General features: G+C 65.8%; 21 protein-coding genes. 12 read left to right on the forward strand and 9 right to left on the reverse strand.

The genetic code is table 11. From position 1 onward, the window contains the following. Positions 1-58: 58 nt before the first annotated feature. From CH266_RS22390 to CH266_RS22415, 6 genes are read left to right on the forward strand one after another with little or no spacing between them, the layout of a single operon-like run. On the forward strand, positions 59-142 hold the full coding sequence (locus tag CH266_RS22390) for a potassium-transporting ATPase subunit F (protein ID WP_072691966.1): 84 nt from the start codon (positions 59-61) through the stop codon (positions 140-142). A gap of 7 nt (positions 143-149) precedes the next feature. Beyond that, a complete protein-coding gene (gene kdpA / locus CH266_RS22395) occupies positions 150-1,814 on the forward strand; it encodes a potassium-transporting ATPase subunit KdpA (protein WP_094716228.1) in 1,665 nt (554 codons plus the stop codon). Continuing rightward, positions 1,811-3,823, forward strand: a complete 2,013-nt coding sequence (gene kdpB / locus CH266_RS22400) for a potassium-transporting ATPase subunit KdpB (RefSeq protein WP_094716229.1) — start codon at positions 1,811-1,813, stop codon at positions 3,821-3,823. Before kdpA ends, kdpB begins: the two co-directional genes overlap by 4 nt. A 2-nt stretch (positions 3,824-3,825) precedes the next feature. Continuing rightward, a complete protein-coding gene (locus tag CH266_RS22405) occupies positions 3,826-4,482 on the forward strand; it encodes a potassium-transporting ATPase subunit C (protein ID WP_094716230.1) in 657 nt (218 codons plus the stop codon). Beyond that, positions 4,466-6,919, forward strand: coding sequence for a sensor histidine kinase (locus CH266_RS22410; RefSeq protein ID WP_094716231.1), 2,454 nt, complete (start codon positions 4,466-4,468; stop codon positions 6,917-6,919). The genes CH266_RS22405 and CH266_RS22410 overlap by 17 nt, the downstream gene beginning before the upstream one ends. Next, positions 6,916-7,593: a response regulator gene (locus tag CH266_RS22415; protein ID WP_032367717.1), complete on the forward strand. Its 678-nt coding sequence runs from the start codon at positions 6,916-6,918 to the stop codon at positions 7,591-7,593. Before CH266_RS22410 ends, CH266_RS22415 begins: the two co-directional genes overlap by 4 nt. A 19-nt stretch (positions 7,594-7,612) precedes the next feature. Here CH266_RS22415 and ggt read toward each other — a convergent pair whose 3' ends face one another. Both ggt and CH266_RS22425 read right to left on the reverse strand, forming a co-directional pair. Beyond that, positions 7,613-9,535 carry a gamma-glutamyltransferase gene (gene ggt, locus CH266_RS22420; RefSeq protein WP_094716232.1) on the reverse strand — a complete coding sequence of 641 codons (1,923 nt, stop codon included), beginning with the start codon at positions 9,533-9,535 and terminating at the stop codon, positions 7,613-7,615. A 36-nt stretch (positions 9,536-9,571) separates the two neighbouring features. Beyond that, positions 9,572-11,794 carry a putative bifunctional diguanylate cyclase/phosphodiesterase gene (locus CH266_RS22425; protein WP_094716233.1) on the reverse strand — a complete coding sequence of 741 codons (2,223 nt, stop codon included), beginning with the start codon at positions 11,792-11,794 and terminating at the stop codon, positions 9,572-9,574. A 199-nt stretch (positions 11,795-11,993) separates the two neighbouring features. On the opposite strand from CH266_RS22425, the gene CH266_RS22430 reads away from it, so the two are divergent. After that, positions 11,994-12,704, forward strand: a complete 711-nt coding sequence (locus CH266_RS22430; protein WP_176457183.1) for a Clp protease N-terminal domain-containing protein — start codon at positions 11,994-11,996, stop codon at positions 12,702-12,704. Between the two features lie 9 nt (positions 12,705-12,713). Here CH266_RS22430 and CH266_RS22435 read toward each other — a convergent pair whose 3' ends face one another. Continuing rightward, positions 12,714-13,703: an NAD(P)/FAD-dependent oxidoreductase gene (locus CH266_RS22435; protein WP_094716364.1), complete on the reverse strand. Its 990-nt coding sequence runs from the start codon at positions 13,701-13,703 to the stop codon at positions 12,714-12,716. A 291-nt stretch (positions 13,704-13,994) separates the two neighbouring features. On the opposite strand from CH266_RS22435, the gene CH266_RS22440 reads away from it, so the two are divergent. Further along, positions 13,995-14,183 (forward strand): hypothetical protein, encoded by a 189-nt coding sequence (locus CH266_RS22440; RefSeq protein ID WP_255176000.1) that lies wholly within the window; start codon positions 13,995-13,997, stop codon positions 14,181-14,183. Here CH266_RS22440 and CH266_RS25570 read toward each other — a convergent pair. After that, a complete protein-coding gene (locus CH266_RS25570) occupies positions 14,180-14,338 on the reverse strand; it encodes a hypothetical protein (RefSeq protein ID WP_167325642.1) in 159 nt (52 codons plus the stop codon). The two genes, CH266_RS22440 and CH266_RS25570, sit on opposite strands and share 4 nt — an antisense overlap. A 252-nt stretch (positions 14,339-14,590) precedes the next feature. On the opposite strand from CH266_RS25570, the gene CH266_RS22445 reads away from it, so the two are divergent. Together CH266_RS22445 and CH266_RS22450 are read left to right on the forward strand one after the other, a co-directional pair. After that, entirely contained in the window at positions 14,591-15,478 is an 888-nt protein-coding gene (locus CH266_RS22445) for an SGNH/GDSL hydrolase family protein (RefSeq protein ID WP_217901021.1), read from the forward strand. 61 nt (positions 15,479-15,539) lie between these two features. Then, a complete protein-coding gene (locus CH266_RS22450) occupies positions 15,540-16,181 on the forward strand; it encodes a LysE family translocator (RefSeq protein WP_032369988.1) in 642 nt (213 codons plus the stop codon). Here the strand turns inward: CH266_RS22450 and atzF are convergent. From atzF to CH266_RS22475, 5 genes are read right to left on the reverse strand one after another with little or no spacing between them, the layout of a single operon-like run. Next, positions 16,131-17,864, reverse strand: a complete 1,734-nt coding sequence (gene atzF / locus CH266_RS22455) for an allophanate hydrolase (protein ID WP_032369987.1) — start codon at positions 17,862-17,864, stop codon at positions 16,131-16,133. The genes CH266_RS22450 and atzF overlap by 51 nt on opposite strands. Then, complete coding sequence (locus tag CH266_RS22460; protein ID WP_094716235.1) at positions 17,854-19,878, reverse strand: 5-oxoprolinase/urea amidolyase family protein; 2,025 nt, start codon at positions 19,876-19,878, stop codon at positions 17,854-17,856. Before CH266_RS22460 ends, atzF begins: the two co-directional genes overlap by 11 nt. Continuing rightward, positions 19,875-20,501, reverse strand: a complete 627-nt coding sequence (locus CH266_RS22465) for an urea amidolyase associated protein UAAP2 (protein WP_032367725.1) — start codon at positions 20,499-20,501, stop codon at positions 19,875-19,877. The genes CH266_RS22460 and CH266_RS22465 overlap by 4 nt, the downstream gene beginning before the upstream one ends. Further along, positions 20,498-21,280, reverse strand: a complete 783-nt coding sequence (locus CH266_RS22470) for an urea amidolyase associated protein UAAP1 (protein ID WP_032369985.1) — start codon at positions 21,278-21,280, stop codon at positions 20,498-20,500. The genes CH266_RS22465 and CH266_RS22470 overlap by 4 nt, the downstream gene beginning before the upstream one ends. 6 nt (positions 21,281-21,286) lie before the next feature. Beyond that, entirely contained in the window at positions 21,287-22,834 is a 1,548-nt protein-coding gene (locus CH266_RS22475; RefSeq protein ID WP_094716236.1) for an amino acid permease, read from the reverse strand. 187 nt (positions 22,835-23,021) lie between these two features. On the opposite strand from CH266_RS22475, the gene CH266_RS22480 reads away from it, so the two are divergent. Continuing rightward, positions 23,022-23,723 carry a TetR/AcrR family transcriptional regulator gene (locus CH266_RS22480; protein WP_032369984.1) on the forward strand — a complete coding sequence of 234 codons (702 nt, stop codon included), beginning with the start codon at positions 23,022-23,024 and terminating at the stop codon, positions 23,721-23,723. Next, entirely contained in the window at positions 23,720-24,385 is a 666-nt protein-coding gene (locus CH266_RS22485) for an SDR family NAD(P)-dependent oxidoreductase (protein WP_032369983.1), read from the forward strand. Before CH266_RS22480 ends, CH266_RS22485 begins: the two co-directional genes overlap by 4 nt. Positions 24,386-24,393: the final 8 nt, after the last annotated feature.

Below are 24,393 nucleotides of genomic sequence, written 5' to 3' on the forward strand. Positions count from 1 at the left end.
AGCGTAGGAAAGCGTAAGGAACGCGTTTTCGTTCGCTGGTGGGATCCAAGATCGAGCAATGACCGAATTGCTCTGTCTCACGGTGGCCGCGTTCGTCGCGGTCTACCTGTTCGTCGCTCTTCTCGATCCGGAGAGGTTCTGACGGCGCCATGAATCCTGCTCTGCTTGCCGGTCTTCAGATCGGCATCGTGATAGTCGTGTTGGCGGCGGCGTACGTGCCGCTCGGTGACTACATGGCCCGGGTGTTCGGTTCTACCCACGACACTCGCGTCGAGAGTCTGCTCTATCGGGTGGCCCGGGTGAACTCGTCGTCGGAACAGACCTGGGTCGGCTATTCCACCAGCCTGCTCGGGTTCTCGTTCGCCGGGGTCGTATTCCTGTTCGTACTGCAGCGAATTCAAGGTGTGCTCCCGCTGAACGGTGGCCTGTCGGGGGTGAGTCCGGCGATGGCGTTCAACACTGCAGCGTCGTTCGTCACCAACACCAACTGGCAGTCGTACGTTCCCGAGACCACGCTGTCGAATCTGACGCAGCCGCTGGGGCTGGCGGTGCAGAACTTCGTCTCGGCTGCTGTCGGTCTCGCGGTGGCGATCGCCGTCGTGCGCGGCTTCGTTCGGGTGTCGACGGGCGGTGAGCTCGGCAATTTCTGGGTCGACCTCACGCGCGGGACGCTCCGTATTCTGCTGCCGCTCTCCGTGCTCGTCGCGGTGATCATGCTGACTCAGGGCACCGTGATGTCGTTCTCGTCCGGCTTCACCTCCACCGGTCTCGATGGGCAGACGGTCACCAATGGGCTTGCGCCCGTTGCCTCGCAGGAGGCGATCAAGGAGATCGGCACCAACGGTGGTGGCATTCTGGCGGCCAACTCGGCGCACCCGTTCGAGAACCCGACACCACTGACCAACATCGTGCAGATCATCTCGTTGCTGCTGATTCCGGTGGCCCTCACTCGTACGTTCGGCACGATGATCGGCAACCGCAAGCAGGGCCTGACTCTGTTGGCGGTGATGGCGACGCTGTGGGCGACGCTGTTGGCGGTGACGTTGTTCGCCGAATCCGGTACCCGTGGAGTGGCAGCAACGGCTGCGGGCGCGATGATGGAAGGCAAGGAAGTTCGCTTCGGCATCCCGGCGTCTGCGCTGTTCGCGGTGTCGACGACCGGAACATCCACCGGCGCAGTCAATTCGGCCCACGACAGTATGTCTGCGCTGGGCGGCGGAGCGGTGTTGCTGAACATGCTGTTCGGCGAGATCGCGCCGGGTGGCGTCGGCACCGGTCTGTACGGATTGCTGGTGCTCGCGGTCATCGCCGTCTTCGTCGGTGGTCTGCTCGTCGGCCGAACTCCGGAATTCCTCGGCAAGAAGCTGGGTCGACGGGCCATCACGATGGCCGCGCTCTCGGTTCTCGTGATGCCGATCCTCGTGCTCGTCGGCACGTCGATCACGGTGATACTCGAATCGACGACGAGCTATCAGGGCAACCCGGGCATCCACGGATTCACCGAGGTGCTCTACGCCTACGCATCGGCATCGAACAACAACGGCAGCGCGTTCGGCGGCCTGACGGTGACGAGCGACTGGTTCCAGATCTCCCTCGGCTTCGCGATGCTGCTCGGCCGCTTTCTGCCGATCGTCTTCGTATTGGCACTGGCCGGTTCGCTTGCGACGACCAAACGCAGCGCGCCCAACGCCGGCACCCTGCCCACCGATGGACCGTTGTTCGGCACGCTGCTGATCGGTACCTCCATCTTGGTCGCGGCCCTCACCTTCTTCCCCGCACTTGCTCTCGGACCCATAGCAGAGGCCATGCAATGAACCTGTCACTGAACACCGCTCTACCCGGCGCGTTCCGCAAACTCGATCCGCGTCACCTGGCCCGCAACCCGGTCATGTTCGTCGTCTTCCTCGGCTCGATCGTCACGACGATCCTGTCGATCGCTCAGCCGTCGGTATTCGCCTGGTTCGTCACCGGCTGGCTGTGGTTCACGGTGCTGTTCGCCAACCTCGCCGAATCCGTCGCCGAAGGCCGTGGCAAGGCGCAGGCAGCCAGCCTGCGAAAGGTGAAGCAAGACACTACTGCTCGACGACGCACGGCGTCGGGTGCCGAGTTCGTGATCACCGAGGTGGCCGGTGCCGAATTGAAGGTCGGCGACGAGGTCGTCGTCTCGGCCGGTGAGGTCATTCCCGGCGACGGTGACGTCATCGAGGGTATTGCAACCGTCGACGAATCTGCCATCACCGGTGAGTCGGCTCCCGTGGTCCGTGAATCCGGAGGTGACCGGTCGGCCGTCACCGGCGGCACGATCGTGCTGTCCGACGAGATCGTCGTGAAAATCACTGCAGCGCAGGGCGAGACGTTCGTGGATCGGATGATCGCCCTCGTCGAGGGCGCGGCGCGGCAGAAGACGCCGAACGAGATCGCCCTGAACATCCTGCTCGCGTCGCTGACCATCGTCTTCCTGTTCGCGGTCGTCGCCATCGGACCGATGTCCAATTACGCTGGGCAGCAGCAGGACTCCATTCAGTTGATCGCTCTGCTCGTCTGCCTGATCCCCACGACCATCGGTGCGCTGCTCTCCGCCATCGGCATCGCAGGCATGGACCGCCTCGTGCAGCGCAACGTACTGGCGATGTCCGGCCGGGCAGTGGAGGCGGCGGGCGATATCGACACGCTGCTGATGGACAAGACCGGGACCATCACCTTCGGTAACCGCCGCGCCACCGGCCTGCATCCGGCGACGGGCATCGCCGCCGCCGAATTGGCTCGTGCAGCTCGGCTGTCGTCGCTGGCCGACGGCACCCCCGAGGGACGCAGCATCGTCGAACTGGTCGAGCGCGACTTCGAATCCGTCACGGCAGAAGGTGAATCCGAGCGCGGGGAGTTCGTGGCGTTCACGGCGCAAACTCGGATGAGCGGGTTGGATCTACCGGGCATGGAGATCCGCAAGGGTGCAGCGGATTCGGTCTACAGTTGGATTCGCGACGGCGGCGGGACGGCCGATCTGGACGGCACCGTGCACGACATCGCGCAGAACGGCGGCACTCCGCTGGTGGTCGCGGTACGCGAAACCGGTTCTGCTGCTCGCGCTCTCGGTGTCGTCGAACTCTCGGACGTCGTCAAACCCGGCATTGCCGAACGGTTCGCTCAGCTGCGGGCCATGGGCATCCGAACCGTGATGGTCACCGGTGACAATCCGCTGACCGCCAAAGCCATTGCTGCCGAGGCAGGTGTCGACGACTACCTGGCCGAGGCCACTCCCGAGGACAAGCTCACGCTCATCCGGCAGGAGCAGGAAGGCGGCAGGCTCGTTGCGATGACCGGCGACGGCACCAACGACGCCCCGGCTCTCGCGCAGGCCGACGTCGGCGTGGCGATGAACACCGGCACCTCGGCGGCCAAGGAAGCCGGCAACATGGTGGATCTCGATTCCGATCCGACCAAACTGATCGAGATCGTCGAGATCGGTAAGCAGCTGCTCATCACTCGCGGTGCTCTGACGACGTTCTCGTTGGCCAACGATTTGGCGAAGTACTTCGCGATTCTGCCGGCGATGTTCTCCACCGTCTATCCCCAGCTGGGCGGGCTCAACATCATGCACCTGGCGACCCCGGAATCGGCGATCCTGTCCGCGGTGATCTTCAATGCGCTCGTCATCGTGGCGCTGATTCCGTTGGCACTCAAAGGTGTTCGATACACCCCGGCGTCCGCAGCTGCGCTGCTGCGGCGGAACCTACTGGTCTACGGCGTCGGCGGCGTCATCAGTCCGTTCGTCGGTATCTGGCTCATCGACCTGCTCGTTCGACTCATTCCAGGGATTGGCTGACCATGCGTTTCGTACAGGGATTTCTCCGTCAGGTCGTCGCCGGCTTCGCAGTGCTGCTGGCGCTCACCGTGATCCTCGGCATCGCCTATCCGGCTGTGGTCTGGGGCATCAGCCGCATCGGCACCGACTCCGCCGAGGGGTCACCGCTGCGTGACGCACAGGGCTGCGTCGTCGGCAGCTCGCTGATCGGCGTCGATCCGCAGGTGGCTCCGGGAGAGCCGGATCCGTTCTTCCACACCCGCGTCACGGGCTCGGTATCGGACGACGACGCGTTTGCGCCGGGAGATCCGGCCGCAGCGCTACCGACCAATCAGGGCCCGTCGAGCGAGGTACTCGCGTCGTTCGTCGAACAGCGCCGAGCCGCCATCGCAGCCCGGGAAAACGTCGACCCGTCCACGATTCCGGCCGACGCCGTCACCGGCTCCGGATCCGGTATCGATCCCGATATCAGTCCCGCCTACGCGGCCCTCCAGGTCGCTCGGGTGGCCCAGGTCAACGGAGCGTCGGTGAGCGAGGTGGAGGCTCTGGTCGACCAGTACACCCGCGGCCCGCAGTACGGTGTACTCGGTGCCGAAGCGGTGAATGTCCCGGAGTTGAACCTGGCACTGCGGGACGCATACCGGCCGGGTGAGGAGACAGGCTGTGGCGGACAGGGGTGAGCTGCGGATCTACCTCGGTGCCGCGCCCGGCGTCGGCAAGACCTTCGCCATGCTCGGCGAAGCTCGTCGGCTGCAGGATCGCGGGCGTGACGTGGTCGCGGCCGTCGTGGAAACGCACGGGCGGGCGCGAACCATCGAGGCGCTGGAGGGCATCGAAGTCCTGCCGATGGCCACCGTCCGTTATCGCGGATCCTCGGCGCAGGAACTCGATCTCGACGCGGTCCTGACTCGTCGCCCCGAGGTGGTACTCGTCGACGAGCTGGCGCACACCAACACTCCCGGCAGCGTCCACGACAAGCGGTGGCAGGACGTCGAAGTGCTGCTCGACGCGGGCATCGATGTCATCTCCACCCTCAACGTGCAGCACCTCGAATCTCTGAACGACGTGGTGCAGCAGATCACCGGTGTTCCGCAGCGAGAGACGGTTCCCGACAGCGTGGTTCGGGCCGCCGACGAAGTCGAGCTGGTCGACATCACACCCGAGGCGCTGCGGAGCAGGCTGCGGCACGGCAACGTCTACGCCGCCGACAAGGTGGACGCCGCGCTGAGCAACTACTTCCGCGGCGGCAACCTGACGGCTCTGCGTGAGCTCGCACTGCTGTGGATCGCCGACCAGGTCGACGCCGCATTGGTGAAGTACCGCAAGGACAATCGCATCACCGACACCTGGGAGGCGCGCGAGCGGGTGGTGGTCGCGGTGACAGGCGGCCCCGAGTCGGAAACCCTGCTGCGGCGGGCGAGTCGGATCGCCTCGAAGTCGAGTGCAGAACTGATGGTCCTGCACATCGTGCGCGGAGACGGCCTCATGGGCGTGTCCGCACCGCAGATGGGTTCCGTGCGCAAGCTCGCCGTCGGCCTCGGTGCGAGTGTGCACAGCGTTGTCGGGGACGACGTGCCCACCACTCTGCTCGATTTCGCGCGCGGAGTGAACGCCACGCAGTTGGTGATCGGTACCTCGAGAAGGTCACGTGCCGCCCGCATTCTCGACGAGGGTATCGGTGCGGCCGTGGTGCAGAACTCGGGAAAGATCGACGTGCACATGGTCACTCACGCCGAGCAGGCCCGTCGGCGGAGTCTGCAGGTCGATTCGGGTCGTCGACGGGTGATCGCCTGGCTCGCCGCGGTTCTCGTGCCTTGCTTGGCCGCTGCAGTGCTGAGCACGGTCGGTCCGGACTTCGATTCCAGCGGTGAGAGCGCCCTGTTCTTCATGGTGGTGCTGTGTGTGGCGCTGCTCGGAGGTGTTGCACCGGCGGCACTCTCGGCGCTGATCGCAGGATTTCTGCTGAACTATTTCTTCACCACACCCAGATACAGCCTGACGATCGCCGAGCCGGACAACTTCGTCGTGACCGTCGTACTGCTGCTGGTCGCTGTGGCAGTCGCGGCCTTGGTGGATGCGGCCGCTCGTCGGACGCGTCAGGCACGCCGGGCGACGCAGGAAGCCGAACTGTTGACCCTGTTCGCGGGGTCCGTCCTGCGCGGTGCCGATCTGGGCGCGCTGCTCGAGCGCGCACGGGAGACGTATCGGCAGTCCGGCGTCGCACTGTGGGACAACCAGTCCCGGTCCATCGTGGGCAGCTCGGGCGAACACCCGCCGACCGATCGCAACGGGGCCGACACCGAAATCGACGCGGGCGATTTCACGCTGCTGCTCGTCGGCGAACGTACCCGCGCCCACGATCGCCGCGTCCTCGCCGCCGTCGCCAACCAAGCCGCGGGCATGGTGCGCCAAGCCCGTTTGGCCGAGGAAGCCAGCCGCGCCAACGCACTGGCCGAGGCCGACGCGTTGCGTCGAGCATTGCTCTCGGCGGTCAGCCACGATCTGCGGACACCGCTGTCGGCGGTCAAGGCAGCCTCGTCGTCGCTGCGCAGCACCGACGTTCAGTTCTCGCCCGAGGACACCGACGAACTGCTCGCCACCATCGACGAGTCGGCCGACCAGTTGACGGCATTGGTGACCAATCTGCTCGACTCCTCGCGGCTGCAAGCCGGTGTGGTGCAACCCAGTCTGCGTCCCGTCTTCGTCGACGACGTACTGGCAGGCGCGCTGGTGGGGGCCGACGAGCGGGTGCGGGTCGAGGTGGGTGACGTCGAAGTGCTCGCCGATCCGGGTCTGCTCGAACGAGTGCTCGCGAACCTGGTGGCGAACAGTGCCCGCTACGCCCCCACCGGCGAGATCACCGTGCGCGCCGCAGTGCACGGTGACATGGCCGCCATCTCCGTCGTCGACCACGGCCCCGGCATCACCGCCGGGGCCGAAGCGACCATGTTCGACGCGTTCCAACGCCTCGGCGATCGCGACAACTCGGTGGGGGTCGGACTCGGCCTGTCGGTGGTGCGAGGATTCGTGCGGGCCATGGGCGGTACCGTCACGGCGTCGGACACCGTCGGCGGAGGGCTGACGATGACGGTCGAGTTGAAGGCGGCGAGCAGGTGAAGGTACGGGCGCTCGTCGTCGACGACGAACCACAGATCGTGCGGGCGCTGCGGATCAATCTGAACGTCCGCGGATTCGAGGTCGTCAGCGCGGCTACGGGTGGGGAAGCACTGCGGGTGGCCGCGAACTTCCACCCGGACATCGTGATCCTGGACCTCGGTCTGCCCGACATCGACGGTATCGACGTCATAGCAGGTCTGCGCGGATGGACCGATGTGCCGATTCTGGTGCTCTCGGCGCGGACCGACTCGGCCGACACCGTCGAGGCACTCGATGCCGGAGCGGATGACTTCGTGACCAAGCCGTTCGGCATGGACGAGCTGCTGGCGCGACTGCGCGCGGCCCTGCGCCGCGGTCCGCAGTCGGTGGCGGATCCCATCGTCGAGACCGCGGATTTCACGGTCGACCTCGCCGCCAAAACCGTTGTTCGACAGGGTGAGAACGTGCACCTGACGCGCACCGAATGGGGCGTCCTCGAACTGCTCGTCCGCAACGAGGGGAAACTGGTGTCGCAGAAGGAGATTCTGCGTACCGTGTGGGGACCCGGGCACGAACGCGAAACGCATTATCTGCGAATCTATCTCGGCCAACTACGCCAGAAGTTGGAACGAGACCCAGCGGCACCGGTACATCTGATCACCGAAACCGGCATGGGCTATCGATTTGTGAGCTGAGCGCTACCCGCGCCCGCACCTATCCACCCAGTACCTCACCTTCGCGGCGTGGGTCCGCTCCGCCGATCCAGCCACCGTCGGTGCGTTGCAGCGCGCTCAGCCCGCTCGACTGGTCGGCAACCGAGACCTGGTGGCCCTTCTCGCGCAGCGTCACCACGACCGGATCGTTCTCTCCGGTCACGTTGGGATGTTCGCCGCCGTAGTTGGTGGACGGGGTGTTGGCCGCTCCGAAGTCGACCATCGACACCGCCTGCTGCGGGTCCATTCCCCAATCGAGCAGTCCTACCAGTGTTTTGACGACGAACTGGATGATGACAGACCCGCCGGGTGAGCCTGCGACGAGAACGAGATCTCCGCGTGTGCCGTCGTCGCTGCGATCGAACACCAGGGTCGGGGCCATCGAGCTGCGCGGGCGCTTGCCTGGCTCGACGCGGTTGGCCATGGGAGTTCCGTCCTCGGCCACCGGCGCGGCGGAGAAGTCGGTGAGCTGATTGTTGAGCAGGAAGCCGTCGACCATGTGGAACGAGCCGAAGGCCGACTCGACTGTTGTCGTCATCGAGGCCGCGTTGCCCTCGCCGTCGACGATCGAGATGTGGCTGGTGCCGTGCTCGGGATCGGTGGACGAGGCGAATTGCACGGGCCCGAAGTCGCCCGGTTTCGCGGTACCCATCGACTTGCCCTCGTCGATCAGTCCTGCTCTGCTGCTGAGGTACTCGGGGTCGAGCAGGGCGTCGGGCGAGCCGCCGGGTAGGGGTACGAAATCCGGATCGGCGACGTACTTGTCGCGATCGGCGTACGCCAGACGCTCGGCCTCGGAGATCAGATGCACGGCCTCGGCGGTCGGCTTGCCGCCGTTGGCATCCATATCCGTCGGGGCGTACTGCGCCAGATCGAAGTTCGACAGAATGCCCATCGTCGACGCCACCGCGATGCCGCCGGAGGACGGCCCCGGCATTCCGCAGATGTCGTGATCGCGGTACGGCGTGCACACTGCGGTACGGGTCTTCGGCTCGTAGCCGGCGAGGTCGTCCACCGTGATCTGCCCCGGGGTACGGCCGGCGGTGGTATCTGCTGTCGCGTCGACGATCGCCTGGGCAATGTCGCCGGTGTAGAAGGCATCGGCACCGTCGGTTGCGATGGTGGACAACGTCTTCGACATCGCCGGATTGTTCAGCACCGTGCCGGCGGGCTTTCCGGTTCCGTCGGGCTGCAGGAAGTAGTCCTTGGACGCCGGGTCGAGTGCGAGCTTCGGTGCCGAGTCCGCGATGGACGAGGCCATGCGCGGGCTGATCTCGATTCCGTTGTCGGCGAGCTCGATCGCGGGTCGGAACAGATCCCCCCACGGCTTGTCACCGTGATCCTCGTGCGCCTGCTCGAGCATGCGCACAACACCCGGCACGCCGATCGATCGGCCACTGGACCGCGCATCGGGTTGCGGCACAGTGCGGTTGACGTCGTCGATGTACCGCAGGTAGTCGCCGGTGGCACTCATCGGCGCGGTCTCGCGGCCGTCGTAGCTCTGCACCTCACCCGACGCGGCGTCGTAGTACATCAGAAAAGCGCCGCCGCCGATTCCCGACGACTGGGGTTCGACGAGCCCGAGCACGGTCTGCGCCACGATGAGTGCGTCGGCCGCGGTGCCGCCGTCGCGTAGTACCTCGCACGCGGCTGCGGTGGAGACCGGGTTGGCGGTGGAGACCGAGTACGACGGCGTCTCCACCGGAGTCATGTTCGACCGATATCCGGTCGCCACTTCCGGATTGGTGGAGATGTCACCCGAGCCGGTGCTCGGTGTCTTTCCTACCGGGGTGCCGCCACTGGCACCGAGCACGCAACTGTCCGCCGCGGCGGTGTCGGTACCGGCGTCGTCGCTACTGCTGCACGCGACGAGCGGCACCAGCAGGAGAGCACAGGCGAGGGCGGTGTAGCGAACAGGGCGCATTCCGGTTGCAGACACCGCTCGACGCTAACACCGTGGTCACCGTTGCTGCGCGGATTCGAGAAGCCAATGCGCGATGGGGGCGGGCCTGCCGTACAGATAGCCCTGCGCGAAACGGCAGTCGAGTTGCTCGATGATCGCGGCCTGTTCCTCGGTCTCGACCCCCTCGGCGACGGTCGTCACGGAAAGCGCGGACGCCATGGCGGTGATAGCGCGAATCAGCTGGACGTCGGAATCGGAGACGCCGATCTCGTGGACGAAGGACTTGTCGATCTTGAGCAGCGCAATCGGCATCTTGCGCAACCGGTTCAGCGAGGAGTAGCCGATACCGAAATCGTCGAGCACGATGAGTACGCCCATGGCGGCGAGCCGATCGAGCACGGTCTTCGCTGCGCCGATGTCGTCGATCAGAACACTTTCGGTGATCTCGAGCGCCAGGTCCGCACCGGTGACGCCGAAGGTATCGAGCACCCGTTGGACGATGCCCGGCAGCGAGTCGTCGCGCAACTGCATCGGCGAGACGTTGACCGACATGGTGACGTCCTGCCCGTTCGCGCGCAGTGTCACCAGATCGGAGATCGCGGTGCGCAGTACCCACTCACCGATCTCCTCGATGAGATTGGTCGATTCGGCGATCGGGATGAACTCGTTCGGCGTCCATACTCGGCCCTGCCAGTTCCAGCGCACGAGCGCCTCGTAGACAACGGTCTTGCGGGACTTCGTCGCGACGATCGGTTGGTAGTAGACCTCGAGCTCCCCGCGCCGGATCGCGCCGCGAAGTGCGGTGGCGGTCTCGATCGCCGATGTTGCTCGCGCACGCAAGGACTCGTCGAAGAACGCGTAGCGAGACGCCCCGAGAGATTTCGCGTGATACATCGCGGTGTCGGCCTCGCGGATGGCGTCGTGCAGTCGTTCGGCGTCGGCGATGCCCACCGAGGCCGAGACGTAGGCGGTGGCAGCACTGAGCGGGAACGGCTCGCTCAGTCGCTCGATGATGCGGCGCGCCAACAGTTCCGAACCGGAACGGTCGCGGCGGGTGAGCACCACGAACTCGTCGCCGGCATACCGAACGACGGTGTCGGCGGCACCGACGGCCGCGCGGATGCGACGTGCCGCGGCGACGATCAACTCGTCTCCGACGCGGTGGCCGTACGAATCGTTGACCATCTTGAAGTTGTCGAGGTCGACGAACAGAGTGCAGGTGCGTCCGGGTCGCTGAGCGCGTTCGTGTCGGGCGTACTCCGCGTCGAGCGTCGTGCGGTTCGGCAGTCCGGTGAGCAGGTCGTGTGCCGCGAGGTAGCGGGCATGCTCTTCGCCGGTCTGCACTCGGGCCAGGGCGCGTTCGCCGCGGAGGAAAGCACCGACCAGGATCGAGGCGAGCAACAGCGAGCGGACGATCAGGTCGCCGGTGGAGACTGCCGAACCGAGCAGCGGCACGGTCGCGCAGACCACCAACATCAACACCACGAAGACCACCCGACGGCTGCTGTGGGCGGGCGCGGGGGTCTGCCGGTGCGACACCGTGCGCATCGACGGGTCGAGCGCTGCCATCGCCAGCGACAGGTACGCGAACAGGTAGATGCCGTCGAGCAACCCCGAGGACGGAGCGTCGTCGGTCGTCGCCGCGAAGGCGTAGGACACGTCGCCGACGAACGTCGCCACCAGGGCGAGCAGCGCCCAGAACAGCGCGGCGGAGCGGGGTTTCGAGGAGAAGAGCAGATATGTCGTCAACGTGATCAGCGCCGCGTCGATCGCCGGATAGATCCCGTTCACCACCGTCGACACGGACGAACGCGGCAGGTCGAGGGCCGGAGAGATCAGCAGCAACCACGACAGGAACAGCGTGCCGAGGAAGATCAGGCCTGCATCGACGAGTGGGGTGATGTCGTCGATCGATCGGCGGTCTCGGATCCACCGAGACAGGGCGTATCCCACCAGGGCGTACCCGGTGAGAGTGAACAGATCCGGGAGCAGCGAGAACGATCGATCCAGCGCGTTCGGGTCGCTGCGAAACGAGACTCCGAACATGAACAGCACCGAGGCTCCGAACAGAGCCCACCAGCATCGGGCGTCGCTCGGGCGGTAGCGACGAATTGCCGCACTGATCGCCACGACCGATCCCACGGCGACGACGGCCAGAACGCCGGCACGTACGTCGGCACTGCCCTGGACGAACACCGTCACCGCGATGACGGCCACCGCAGCCAGGAACGCGGTCCGCACCGACGGCACGGCGAAGGGCGCAGTGGCCTTCGCATTCATCGAAGGACCCCACTTCCCCTCGCGTGCGGACTCGCACCGTCCCGACTGACGCCTTCATCGGTGAATATACGTCTTTGCCAGCAAAAGCGGTGATCAGGGTCACTATTTGCCCCCGAACAAACTTCGACTCCACCGACCATCGGCACGGAGTCGTCAACCGAGGGTTGACGACGGGCTGGCGTCAACCTAGAGTTGACGCATGACCGAATCGACGAAGATCACCAACCCAGTCCGACTCGACGACCTGATCGCCGCCATCGAGAAGGTGCACACCGACGCACTCGATCAACTCTCCGACGCGGTGATCGCCGCCGATGCGCTCGGCGACATCGCCGACCACCTGATCGGCCACTTCGTCGATCGTGCGCGTCGGTCCGGTGCGTCCTGGACCGCCATCGGCGCGTCCATGGGCGTCAGCAAGCAGGCGGTACAGAAGCGGTTCGTGGCCAAGGGCGGCGACGACCCGGCCGAACTCGACGCCAGTCAGGGCTTCTCACGCTTCACTCCACGCGCACGAAATGTGGTGGTGGGGGCCCAGAACGAGGCCCGGGCGACGAGCAACGATCACATCACCACCGGCCATCTGATCCTCGGCCTGCTCGGTGAGCCCGACGGCTTCGCCGCGAAGCTACTGGGTGCGCAGGGGCTCACCGACGAGCAGATCCGTACCGCGGTGACGGCGACGCTGCCCGAACCGGCCGATCCCCTGCCGGCGCTGATCCCCTTCGACGCCGGTGCCCAGAAGGCACTGGAATTGACCTTCCGTGAGGCGCTTCGGTTGGGGCACAACTACATCGGCACCGAGCACATCCTGTTGGCGTTGCTCGAGAACGAGGATGCCACCCTGGCCGAACTCGGGGTTCGCAAAGACGCCATCGAGAGCGGATTGGCAACCGCGCTGGGAAGCTGATGTCCGACGTCAGGAGGCCATTGCTTCGGCCTGCTGTACGGCGAACCGAACGTCCTCCTCGATGAGGTCACCGTTGATCGCGGCACCGGCCTTCACGCCTGCCGCCGAGGCCGCGACGACGGTGTCCATCGGTGCCGCCACGTTGCCGGCCACCCATACCCCCGGCACGGACGTCGCCCCGACCGGGTCGGCCTCGATGTAGGTGCCCAAGACGTGACCGTTCATCACCATGTCGGTCGTCTCGAGTCCCAATGACTCGAGAACGTCTGCGCGGGAAGTGAAGTTGGGGCCGACGACCACGGCGTCGAGCTCGACGGCGACGCCGTTCGCCAACGTGACGCCGACGATGGCGTCGTTCTCGACGTCGACTCGCGTGATCTCTTCTTCGACCACGACGATCCCGCGGGCGCGCATGCGCGTCAGCTCCTCGGGGCTCAATTCCGTTGCGGTGTGGGTGAATACGGTGACATTCTCGGACAGTTGACGCCACATCTGGGCCTGATGTCCGGACATGACGCTGCCGATGATGCCGATCGCCCGGTCTCGGACTTCCCATCCGTGGCAGTACGGGCAGTGCAGTACGTCGCGGCCCCAGCGCTCGGCGAGCCCGGGGATGCTGGGAAGAATGTCGGTGAGACCGGTGGTGACCAGGAGGCGACGGCCTCGAACGACGGTCCCGTCGGCGAGGGACACCTCGAACCCGGAGTCGGTCCGCGCAGCCGAGGTCGCGCTGCCGTCGACGATGCGGACGCCGTAGTGCTCGGCCTCGATACGGCCGAGACGAACGAGCTCGAGCGGAGATTCGCCGTCGCGCGTCAGGTAGTTGTGCGAATGGGCGGCCGGAGCGTTGCGCGGATCGCCGGCGTCGACGATCGCCACGGATCGGCGGGAGCGTCCGAGAGCCACGGCTGCGCTGAGCCCCGCGACTCCGCCGCCGACGATGATCGCATCGACGCGGACATTCTCGGTGGGCGCTGGGTATGCGTTGTCTGAAGTCATGTCTGCAGTGTGCGGACAGGACTGCTGGGTTGGCAAGAAAGATTGCCAGAACAGCAACTTGTCGAAGATGAAAATACCGCTGCTCCGACCCGCCCACACAAAACGAGGTAGCTGCCCTGTTTGTGCCCGCGTCGTCCGAACCGACGGTTGCCATCGGTGGTAGTAAGCGCGGATCTACCGCTTGAACAGGCCGTTCGGGTGCGGTCTACTGATCGGCAGGAACAAATTGGGGGCGCAATGGGGCATTTCGAAATCGGGGATACGGTCGTCGCACTCAGAAATCTGGGACGCGTGCGTTGGCGAAGCGGCATTCCCAGGGGAACCGTGGGGATCGTCGTAGGCATCGACTGGCTCGGCGACGCCCGAGTGGACTTCACCGCCGACCCGTCGATGCGAGCGCGCGGAGAAGCGGTGGAGCACATCGTGGCCGACGGTGACGTCCGGACGGTGCGGTCGGCACCTCGCCGCTTGTTCGGCTAGCTGCCGTCGGTTCGCTCGTCGTCGGTGGCCGGGCCGGTTTCGATGGCCCCACCCTCGCTGGACCAGTCGTTGGTGTCTGCGTTCGCAGCCGGGTCGGACTGCACGTCCTTGTCGGCGTCGGGGGCAGAGTTCTCGTCGTGCTTCGGATCAGTCATGTGAGGTGTGTACCCGTGCGGTGCCGGACGAACCGTCGGCACAACACGGATAGCATACTGCCGGTCCTACAGTCCGAAGGGCAGCGTTCCCGGTGCCAGTTCGAAGCCGCTGCTACCAGCGGAAATGGAGCCGAAGCCGGCGAGGATCGCGTTGATGAAGTTGGTGATCATGAGATGTTCCTTTGCTTCGATGTGTAGACGTACTCGTGGGACAACCCGGTCGAGGTTACCGGCCGCGGTAGCGTCGAACCTGTGAGGAACCCTGGGATCTACGTCGGGATTGCTGTTGCCGTGAGCCTGCTTGCGGCGTGTTCTTCGCCCAGTGCACCGGACGCCGACGTCCCGGACACCCCGGCTTCGGCGCCACTGAACTATGTGGCGCTGGGTGATTCCGCGGCGTCGGGGCCACGCATCCCGGAGCAGGTGGGTGTGCAGGGCTGCGAGCAGTCCGACTCGAACTACCCACACGTCGTCGCGGCTCAGCTCGAGGTCGCGTCCTTCGTCGACGTCACGTGCGGCGGGGCAGTGACCGAGAACCTGGTCTCGACGCCCCAAAGCACCTCCAGCGGGGATCAGCCCGTCCAACTCGACGCGGTGACGCCCGAGACCGATCTGGTGACTGTGACGATCGGTGGCAACGACATCGGCCTCGTCTCGACCGCGGTGGGCTGCCTGACGTTCGCGAATTCCTCGACCGGCAACGTCTGCAAGGACCGACTCACCGCCGGCGGAGTCGACACCGTCGCCGCCACCATCGAGGCCGAGGCTCCGGGCTGGGGAGCGATGCTCGACGCGGTGGCCGAGCGTGCGCCCGACGCGCGGATCCTCGTCGTCGGATACGGAACGTATCTCCCCGACGGCGGCTGCTTCCCCACTCAGCCGGTTCTCCCCGAGGACGCCGACTACATCCAGAGCAGCATCACCGCCATGAACCAGGCGCTGAAGACACAGGCCGAGGAGCACGGGGCCGAGTTCGTCGACACCGAGGCACTCAGCGTCGGCCACGATGTCTGTGCGGCAGTCGATCAGCGGTACTTCGAGGGCGTCATCCCGGAGAACCCCGCTGCGCCACTGCACCCGACGGCAGCCGGCATGGCCGCCATCGGTGACGAGGTCGCCGCGATCGCGCGAAGCGAATAGGTGTCCACGGGAAGGTAACTGGCTCTACCCGGGCGTTCGACTATCGGGAAGTGTCGACCGTATGGTCTCGTGGTCCGCAGTATTCGGCGTGTTCGCCGTCGCCCTCGTGTTGGTTCTGACACCGGGTCCCAACATGATCTACCTCGTCTCGCGCAGCATTTCGCAAGGCAGGCGGGCGGGGATCGTGTCCCTCGTAGGTGTGGCTGTCGGCTTTCTGATCTACCTGACGGCCACCAATCTCGGCCTGGCAGCGGTGTTCACGGCCGTGCCCGCGTTGTACATCGCGGTCAAGCTTGCCGGTGCCGCCTACCTCGGTTGGCTTGCGGTGCAGGCCCTACGCGGAACAGTCTCCGCCTTCGAGCCGACTGCGCTGCAGCAGGATTCGAATCGCAGGCTGTTCATGATGGGGCTGGTGACCAACCTGCTGAACCCGAAGATCGCCATCATGTACATCTCGGTCATTCCGCAGTTCGTCGATCCTGCTGCCGGACCCGTTCTGCTGCAGGGTTTCGCACTCGGCGGCGTGCAGATAGCTGTAGCGGTTGTGATCAACCTGGCCATCGTGGTGCTGGCCGGATCGATCGCCCGATTTCTCGCCGTCCGGCCCACCTGGCTGAAGATGCAGCGCTACCTCATGGGCACCGTGCTCGGGCTACTGGCTGTCCGCGTCGCCACCGACGGCAGCAGGCCCGTTCCCGCGTGAGCAGTACGTACGCCAACCGCCGAATTCGGTGATGTCGGTGCCGTTCTCGGCCGCGTCGTGGGCGCAGCAGAACCCGGTGACCCAGCGTCCGTCCGACAACTCGACCGGACCGAGGCCCATCGGCGCGGGCAACCCGGCGAGGAAGGTGCCGAGCGCAGCAGCGGACATCCGGTACAGCTCTCCGGCTATGGGTGCGCCGTCCCCTTCCCGCCGCACCAGACCGGGCTTGGGCGGTGTGGTGTGCAGATCCACGAGTCGATAGTCCGCAGACGTGGTCACCTCGCCGCTGAACCGTGCGCCCCGATCGGTCAGCTGGCTGTGTACCGGGAACCCGCGTAGGTGTGCCCCTACGGCCAGCACCTCGATGCCGTCGTCGATCAGCGAGGGTGACGGCGCTTCGCTCAGCCGAGCAGCGAGGTCGATCGCGATCTGATCCTCGAACGCAGGGACGACGAACATCACTCCGAATGGAGTACCGTCCGGCGTCGGGGCACCGGGAACGGCCACCGCGGCCATGTCGAGCAGGTTGCAGAAGTTCGTGAACGTGCCGAGGCGTCGGTTGATGCCGATCGGATCCGCCTGCACTGCAGCGATACTCGGATGTTCGGTGGTGGTGGGCAGCAGCAGACCGTCGACGTCTCGTAGCATTTCGCGGGCAGCCGTCTTGGCCTGGGTGAGTGTGCCCAGATCGTCCACGTAACGGTGCGCGGACGGGCCGGCTGCAGAGCGGACGATGGCAGCGACCGTTGGATCGGCACCGTCCGGAGCGGTGTCGAGAAATTGGCCGACGGCCGAATAGCGCTGCGCCACAATGGCTCCGTCGTACAGCAGCGTCGCCGCGTCGAGTAGCCCTGAGATATCGACCTCGATGTGGGTGAAGCCCTTCTCGGCCAGGCCTGCGACCGTCTCCTCGAATGCCCGACGGTATGCCGGGCTCAGCGATACCAGATCCGTGGCACGCGGAACGGCGACCCGGGGTTCCGGCGACGCGGCCAGTCGTACGTCGGCGGGCCAGGCCCGGCTGCGTGGATCGGTGGTGGTCGGACCGGTCATCACTTTGATTGCTGCCGTGGCACTGTCGAGATCGTGGGCCAGAACGGTGACGCAGTCGTAGTCGGCGCAGGCGGGAACGACGCCGGTGTTCGGCACGATCCCCAGTGTCGCCTTGATGCCGACGAGTCCGTGGAACGCGGCGGTAACTCGCCCGGATCCGGCTGTGTCGGTGCCGATTCCGATGTCCGCGATCCCCAGTGCCACCGCCACTGCCGAGCCGGAACTGGACCCGCCCGAGACCAGCGTGGGGTCCCAGGCGCAGCGCACTGCTCCGTAGGGGCTGCGGGTGCCGACCAGTCCGGTGGCGAATTGGTCCAGGTTGGTCTTGCCGAGTATCAGAGCGCCCTGGCTCGTCAATCGCTCGATGGCGACGGCGGAGACTGCTGGTGTGTAGGCGAATTCGGGGCACGCCGCAGTAGTGGGCAGACCGGCGACGTCGATGTTGTCCTTGACCGCAACCAGCACGCCGGCGAGCGGCAGATCTGCACCTGCCTCAAGTGCGCGTTCGAGCGCCACCGCCTCGGCCAGTACGTCGTCCTCGTCGCGCAGGGTGATCCACACCTCGGGTCGGTCGACCTCCGCGATTCGCTTGTACGCCTGCAGAACTCGTTCTCGTACCTCAGGCAGCATCGATCTTGCCTCTCTTGTCGAATTCTCCGGCTGCCGACCACGCGTCCCGCTCGGCCCCGAAGGCCACGGCCTGAGTCGCGCGGAACTCCGCGATGGATTCGGCGTTGGACTCGAGGAAGTTCTCGTGCTCGGCGAGCGAGAACTCACCGTCGGTGATCTCGACTCCACCGCCTCGGCCTGCCGCGAGATCCGCGCGCAGGTCCATCAGCTCCTCGGGTTCGACCGAGTACCAGGAGATTCGGTCGAAGAACCGCAACAGCCACGGGGTTCCTTCCTCGAACGGGCCTCCGCTGTACGTGGCACTGTGGTTCCACACCTGCGTGGTTCGGCCGACGAACTGGTATCCGCCGGGACCCTCCATGCCGTAGATGCACAGGTATGCCCCGCCGATGCCGACGGCATTCTCCGGCGTCCACGTGCGTGCCGGGTTGTACTTCGTCGTCACCAGGCGGTGACGCGGATCCAGCGGAGTCGCCACCGGGGCACCGAGGTACACGTCACCGAGCCCGAGCACCATGTAGTCCGCCGCGAAAACGGTATCGAAAACGTCTGCGACGGAATCGAGTCCGTTCATCCGCCTGATGAATTCGATGTTCCAGGGACACCACGGGGCGTCGGCACGCACGCCGTGCATGTACCGCTGGATCGCTTCCCTGGTCGACGGGTCGTCCCACGAGAGCGGGAGCCGAACCTGGCGGCTGGGGACCACGAGTTCCGAGGCGGCAGGAAGATCGTCCTCGACCTCGGCGAGCAGTCCCATCAGCGAATCGATCGACAGCACATCGGGATTCACCTTGACCTGCAGTGAGCGGATGCCGGGGGTCAGATCCAGCAGGCCTCGGGGCGCGATGGCCTCGACACGCTGATGCAGCGCGTGTACCCGTGCTCGCAGGGTGAGGTCGAGTTTCATGTCGCCGTATTCGACCAGGACGTTGTCGTCCCCAGATCGCCGGTAGGTGACGCAGGTATCGGCGTCGCGCCGAGCGATGACGCCGTCATCCCCGTCGCCGCCGGCGGAGAAGACTGCGGGCAGTGATGCGCGCCGAGCGAGGCCGAGCGATCCCAGCGGCGCGGTGGCTGCAGCCCGGACCGGCACGAATCGGATGGTGTCGCCGGGCCGAAGCTGGCCGAGCTTCCAGCGTTCGGCCGCGACAACGGTGACAGGACAGACGAATCCGCCGAGACTCGGGCCGTCGGGGCCGAGCAGGATCGGGGTGTCGCCGGTGAAGTCCAATGCCCCGACGCTGTAGGCGTTGTCGTGGATGTTCGACGGGTGCAATCCGGCCTCGCCGCCGTCGGTGCGAGCCCACTGCGGCTTGGGTCCGACCAGCCGGACTCCGGTGCGATCGGAGTTGAAGTGGACCTCGTAGCGGGTGGCGTAGAGGGTGTCGATGTCGTCGCGGGTGAAGAACTCGGGTGCTCCGTGTGGGCCTTCGGTGACGGCGATGTCCCAGTTGGACGTGAGCACCGGCAGGTGTTCCATCGGGATCGGTCCGAGGACGGCGGAGTTGTCGGAGCGGCCGGCCAGTCCGATGATGTCTCCCTCGCCCAGGATGCCGCCGCGATGTCCGCCGAACTTACCGAGCGTGAATGTCGCTGCGCTGCCCAGGTAGTCGTCGACGTCGAGGCCGCCCTGGATCAGGACGTACACCCGCAGACCGTGTCCGGTGGTGGTGCCCACGTCCAGTGTTGCTCCGGCAGGTACCAGAACCGGTCGCCACTGCGGGGCCGGTCGGCCGTCGATGCGTACCGGCGCCGCAGCACCGGTGACGCAGACGTAGGTGTCGGCGTCGAACGTCAATGCCGGTCCGGCCATGGTGGATTCGAGTCCCGGTGCACCCTCGGGGTTGCCGAGCGCGGTGTTGCCGAGCCGGAACGACAGATCGTCCATCGGCCCCGACGGCGGTACGCCCACCTTCCAATATCCGACGCGTCCCGGCCAGTCCTGCACGGTCGTGATCATGCCGGGCCGCTGCACGGTCATCTTGGCGGCCGTATTGTTCACAGCGGTCATGATCGCGTCACGATCATCTGCACTGCGGTGGGGTCGAACCCGTTGCAGGGGTTGTTGATCTGCGGGCAGTTCGAGACCAACACCAGGGTGTCGATCTCGGCACGCAGCGAGAGCGTCTTGCCGGGGGCCGACAGGCCGTCGACGATACCGAGGGTGCCGTCGGCGTCGACGGGGACGTTCATGAAGAAGTTGATGTTGGGGGCCAGATCTCGCTTGCCGAGTCCCCACTTGGAACCCTCGATGAGGAAATTCTCGACGCACGCGTGCTGGTGCTGGGTGTGATGGCCGTAGCGCAGGGTGTTCGATTCCTTGGAGCACGCACCGCCGACGGTGTCGTGGTTGCCGACCTCATCGTCGATGATCGTCATCAGCGGTGTCGAATCATCGCTGCGGAGAACGGTTCCGGTGGTGAGGAACAGGTTCTGTTGCGCGGTGACGGTCGCGGCCGCGGAGTACCGGAGCGAGTGATCGTGTGCGGCGTACAGCAGGGTGTCCACGGCCTGATTGCCGTAGAGGTCGACGATGGTCAGGACGTCGCCGGCCTCGACGATTGCCGACCAGGGGCCGAACGCGGGAGCGATCTCGTCTCTCACTGTCACCGTGTTCACTGTGCTGGTAGTCATTGCGCTGCCTTCCATGCGTTTTCGGTGTTCTGCACTGCTCGTTGGTATTCCGGCTCGGTGTTGTCGAGTGTGAGCAGCTCTTCCGGTGCGCGCCAGGCCAGTACGTCGAGTGTCGTCGTGTCGTACTCGGGACTGGGGTTCAGTGGGTGAGCGGTGTTGGCGAGCAACACGATCACCGGCAGGTGGATGAGCAGATCCACCGAGCGGCCGGGTCCGGCAGAGCCGGTGCTGACGAGGCTCCCGTCCGCGTCGACGGTGACGCCGTGGAAGAACGACAGCGATGGTCCGACGTCACGCGGCTCGAGTCCGTGCTTGGCCGCGGCAAGGGTGAACAGCTCGCGTCCGGCCGGAGCGGACGAATGCGGTCCGCTCACTCCGTATTTGGCGATGTTCGTCGCCGTGGACGTGGTGCCGCACAGCGCGTCGTGGTGACCGGAGGAGTCGGCCACGATCGTCGCCAGCACGCGGCCCTGATCCGAGAGCAGGGGGTGGCCCGCGCTCAGGTACGCCTGCCACGGAACCTTGACGGTGTCGGCGGTGTTGAGGCGCTCCCACGGTGCGTCGACGCGATAGAGCAGCAGGTTGGCGCAGGCGGCGCCGTCGACGTCGACGAGGCGCAAGCGGGTTCCGCGAGCCAGAACCTTCGTGGTGTAGCTGCCGCCGGGCACCGATTCTGCCCACGTCAGTTCCGACACGCCCTCCGGTGCTGTGGGGGCCGGGGCGAGGGTCGCCTGGGACCGCGCGTGTTCCTTGGCCGAATGGGTGGTTGCTGTGCTCATGGTGGTTCAGGCTCCGATCGTGACGGGCTTCGGGTGGGCTTTGCCGCGGGGCAGGGAGGCGATGCCCACGACGATCACTGCGAGGACGGTCAGGGGTGCGGCCCAGCGCAGCAGTGGGAATTCGCCGGTGGGGTCGAAGATTTCGGCTCGTGGCCACGAGAGGTTGACCACCATGAGCCCGCCGTAGAGAACTGCGGCGATGTTGACCGGCAGGCCGAGGCGGCCGAGGGTGAAAAGCTTCTCGCCGTCGCTGTCCTTCTGCACTCCGCCGTGCGGCCAGCCTTTGAGTCGCTGCATCAGCAGCGGGACGGTCACCATCATGTAGGCGAGGTAGATGAGCACGATGCAGACGCTCGACAGGGTCGTGAAGATCGCGGAGTTGCCGACGTTCACGGCGAGGATGGCTACGCAGGCCAGGCCGATCAGCACCGAGGGTGCGATGGGAGTTCCGGTGCGCGAGTTGACCTTGGCCAGTGCAGCGGATGCGGGCAGTCGTCCGTCACGGGCCATGGAGAACATCAACCGGGAGGCTGCGGTCTGGATGGCGAGGGTGCAGATGAACACGGCGATGGCGACGTCGACGAGCAGGACCTTGCCCCATGGGGACGTCAGGATCGAGTCGATGACGTACGGAAGGCCCTGCGTCGCAAGCTCACCGTCGGTGAGGCTCGGTGCGGCCATCAGTGCGCCGACGATCATCAGGCCACCGCCGAGAGCCGAAGCGGACAGGGCGAGGCGGATGGTGCGCGGTGCGACGCGTCGGGGATTGCGAGTTTCCTCGGCGAGCTCGCCCGCCGACCCGAAGCCGACCATGACGTAGGCGGCCATCAGGCCCGAGACGATCCAGGCACCGATGTAGCCGGGATCTGCTCCGGCGCTGCCGGTATCGAACACCACCTGCGGGCCGCGCTCGGCGTGAGTGAAGAAGACCAGCACGAGGGCGATGACACCGACGATCTCGCAGGTGACTCCGATGCTGTTGATGCGCGACATCCAGTTCACGCCGATGCAGTTGATGGTGGTCGTGAGTACCAGCAGAATCGAGCCCAGCACAACGGCATTGGCGGCACCGCTCGGCGAGGTGAGCGCCGTGTCCTCGCCGATCAGTTGGAATCCGCCCCAGATACTGGGGAGCACCACCTGCAACGCGATCGCGGCGGCGGAGGCGGTGACGATCTGCGCGATGATCATGAACCACCCGGCGAACCAGCCGACCAGTTCACCGCCCATGCGCCGGGACCAGTGGTAGATGGCCCCCGAGATGGGATAGCGCGCGGCGAGTTCGGCGAAGTTCAAGGCGACCATGAACTGGCCGAGGAACACAAGCGGCCAGGTCAGGAAGAAGGCCGGGCCACCGAAGCTGAAGCCGAGGCCGAAGAGCTGGAAGATGGTGGTCAGGATCGAGACGAACGAGAAGCCGGCGGCGAACGACGCGTACTTGCCGAGGCTACGGTGCAGCTGCTGGTCGTACCCGAGGGCAGCAAGATCCGAATGGTCCGTCGTACGAACCGGTTCCGATCCCGCGCCGGGGGCCGGCAATGTTGTCGAGCTCATGTTCACTCCTACGGGCGAGGTGGGTGGTGAGTGACCGCCCGCTGCATCGCCGAGGCGGGTTTCTGTCAGTTGATAGTTTTCGGCACCGCCGTTCCCGGGCGGTGTCCGTCGTGAAACAAGCTCGTTTCGTCTATTTCGATCAGATGACAGAAATCTCACCGTCACGTGGACCTGACAAGATGCAGTCATGACCGGCGCAGGCAGACCACGGCTGAGCACAAAGAAGCGGGCAGGGGACACCGCTCGCGAGGAAATACTCGACGCCTCGGCTGAGCTGTTCACCACTCGCGGATTCACCAACACCTCGACCCGCGTCATCGCCGACGCTGTCGGACTGCGTCAGGCCTCGCTCTATCACCACTTCGCCACCAAGGACGACATCCTCGACGCACTTCTCAGCGGCACCGTCGACGCGCCGTTGGCCGTTGCGCAGCGAATCCGCGATTCCGGAGCCGAGGCCCCGACCCAGATGTACGCCCTCGCCTACTTCGACGCCGGGCAGCTGGCCGCGTCCACCTGGAATCTGGGTGCGCTCTATCTGCTGCCCGAGTTGCGCAGTGAGCGTTTCGAGGCCTTTCGCGATCACCGCTACACACTGATGAGCCTGTATGCGGCCATCGCGTCGGACACGCTGGTTGAACTCGGCTCCGAGCGCCGACCGGGCACGGAAGACCTGCCGTTTCGTCTGGTGGAGACCGTGGTGAACGCGCGTGCTGACCGCGAGAACGGACGGCGCGACCCGACGGTGGATGCGGCGGGGATTGCCGAGGCCGCCCTGCGGGTGCTCGGCTGGACCGCGGATGTCAGCGCGTTGCACGAGAGTGCGGAAGCCCTGCTCGAGGCGGTCGTCGGAATAGTCGAGGATTCTCGCTCCTTGCATTCGACATGACATCGATAGCAATAGTCGGAGCAGGTGCAGGTCTCGGAGCAGCAGTGGCGCGTAAGTTCGGCGCGGAGGGCTTCTCGGTCGGCCTGATATCCCGCAACCGGTCCCGTGTCGACGCACTCGCTGATCAGCTCGCTGCCGACGGTGTATCCGCCAAGGGATTCGTCGCCGATGTGCGCGATCCGGCCTCCATCGCCGCAGCGCTCGAGCAGGTCACAGAAACCCTCGGCCCCATCGAGGTGCTGCAGTACAGCCCGCTTCCGCAGAAGGACTTCATGCGGCCCGTGCTCGAGACCACCCCGGCCGACATGGTCGGTCCGGTCGAGTTCTCCATCTACGGACCCATCGCCGCCGTTCATCAGGTGCTGCCGGGAATGCGCTTCCTCGGCGAGAACAAAGGCACCATCCTGTTCGTCAACGGCGGTTCCGCAGTCAAGCCCGGTCGTACGGTCACCGGCACGTCCATCGCGTTCGCCGGCCAGGCCGCGTACGCGCAGCTGCTCAACGAGGAGTTGGCCGACGAAGGAATTCAGGTGTCGCAGTTGATCATCGGCGGTGCCATCGACGGCAAGGATCCGAAGAAGAGCCCCGAGGCTCTCGCCGAGCAGCTGTGGAGCCTGCACACCGAGCGCGACAGGTTCCGGGTTCAGGTCGCCACGGACTGACTAGGCTT

Source organism: Rhodococcus sp. 06-1474-1B, from assembly GCF_002258885.1.
GTDB classification, from domain to species: Bacteria; Actinomycetota; Actinomycetes; order Mycobacteriales; family Mycobacteriaceae; genus Rhodococcoides; species Rhodococcoides fascians.

Excerpts from the sequence above, each read along its gene's own strand:
- CH266_RS22390 (WP_072691966.1), top strand. The coding sequence starts at position 59 with ATGACCGAATTGCTCTGTCTCACGGTGGCCGCGTTCGTCGCGGTCTAC.
- kdpA (WP_094716228.1), top strand. The coding sequence starts at position 150 with ATGAATCCTGCTCTGCTTGCCGGTCTTCAGATCGGCATCGTGATAGTC.
- kdpB (WP_094716229.1), top strand. The coding sequence starts at position 1,811 with ATGAACCTGTCACTGAACACCGCTCTACCCGGCGCGTTCCGCAAACTC.
- CH266_RS22405 (WP_094716230.1), top strand. The coding sequence starts at position 3,826 with ATGCGTTTCGTACAGGGATTTCTCCGTCAGGTCGTCGCCGGCTTCGCA.
- ggt (WP_094716232.1), bottom strand. The coding sequence starts at position 9,535 with ATGCGCCCTGTTCGCTACACCGCCCTCGCCTGTGCTCTCCTGCTGGTG.
- CH266_RS22425 (WP_094716233.1), bottom strand. The coding sequence starts at position 11,794 with ATGAATGCGAAGGCCACTGCGCCCTTCGCCGTGCCGTCGGTGCGGACC.
- CH266_RS22430 (WP_176457183.1), top strand. The coding sequence starts at position 11,994 with ATGACCGAATCGACGAAGATCACCAACCCAGTCCGACTCGACGACCTG.
- CH266_RS22435 (WP_094716364.1), bottom strand. The coding sequence starts at position 13,703 with ATGACTTCAGACAACGCATACCCAGCGCCCACCGAGAATGTCCGCGTC.
- CH266_RS25570 (WP_167325642.1), bottom strand. The coding sequence starts at position 14,338 with ATGACTGATCCGAAGCACGACGAGAACTCTGCCCCCGACGCCGACAAG.
- CH266_RS22450 (WP_032369988.1), top strand. The coding sequence starts at position 15,540 with ATGGTCTCGTGGTCCGCAGTATTCGGCGTGTTCGCCGTCGCCCTCGTG.
- atzF (WP_032369987.1), bottom strand. The coding sequence starts at position 17,864 with ATGCTGCCTGAGGTACGAGAACGAGTTCTGCAGGCGTACAAGCGAATC.
- CH266_RS22460 (WP_094716235.1), bottom strand. The coding sequence starts at position 19,878 with ATGACCGCTGTGAACAATACGGCCGCCAAGATGACCGTGCAGCGGCCC.
- CH266_RS22465 (WP_032367725.1), bottom strand. The coding sequence starts at position 20,501 with ATGACTACCAGCACAGTGAACACGGTGACAGTGAGAGACGAGATCGCT.
- CH266_RS22470 (WP_032369985.1), bottom strand. The coding sequence starts at position 21,280 with ATGAGCACAGCAACCACCCATTCGGCCAAGGAACACGCGCGGTCCCAG.
- CH266_RS22475 (WP_094716236.1), bottom strand. The coding sequence starts at position 22,834 with ATGAGCTCGACAACATTGCCGGCCCCCGGCGCGGGATCGGAACCGGTT.
- CH266_RS22480 (WP_032369984.1), top strand. The coding sequence starts at position 23,022 with ATGACCGGCGCAGGCAGACCACGGCTGAGCACAAAGAAGCGGGCAGGG.
- CH266_RS22485 (WP_032369983.1), top strand. The coding sequence starts at position 23,720 with ATGACATCGATAGCAATAGTCGGAGCAGGTGCAGGTCTCGGAGCAGCA.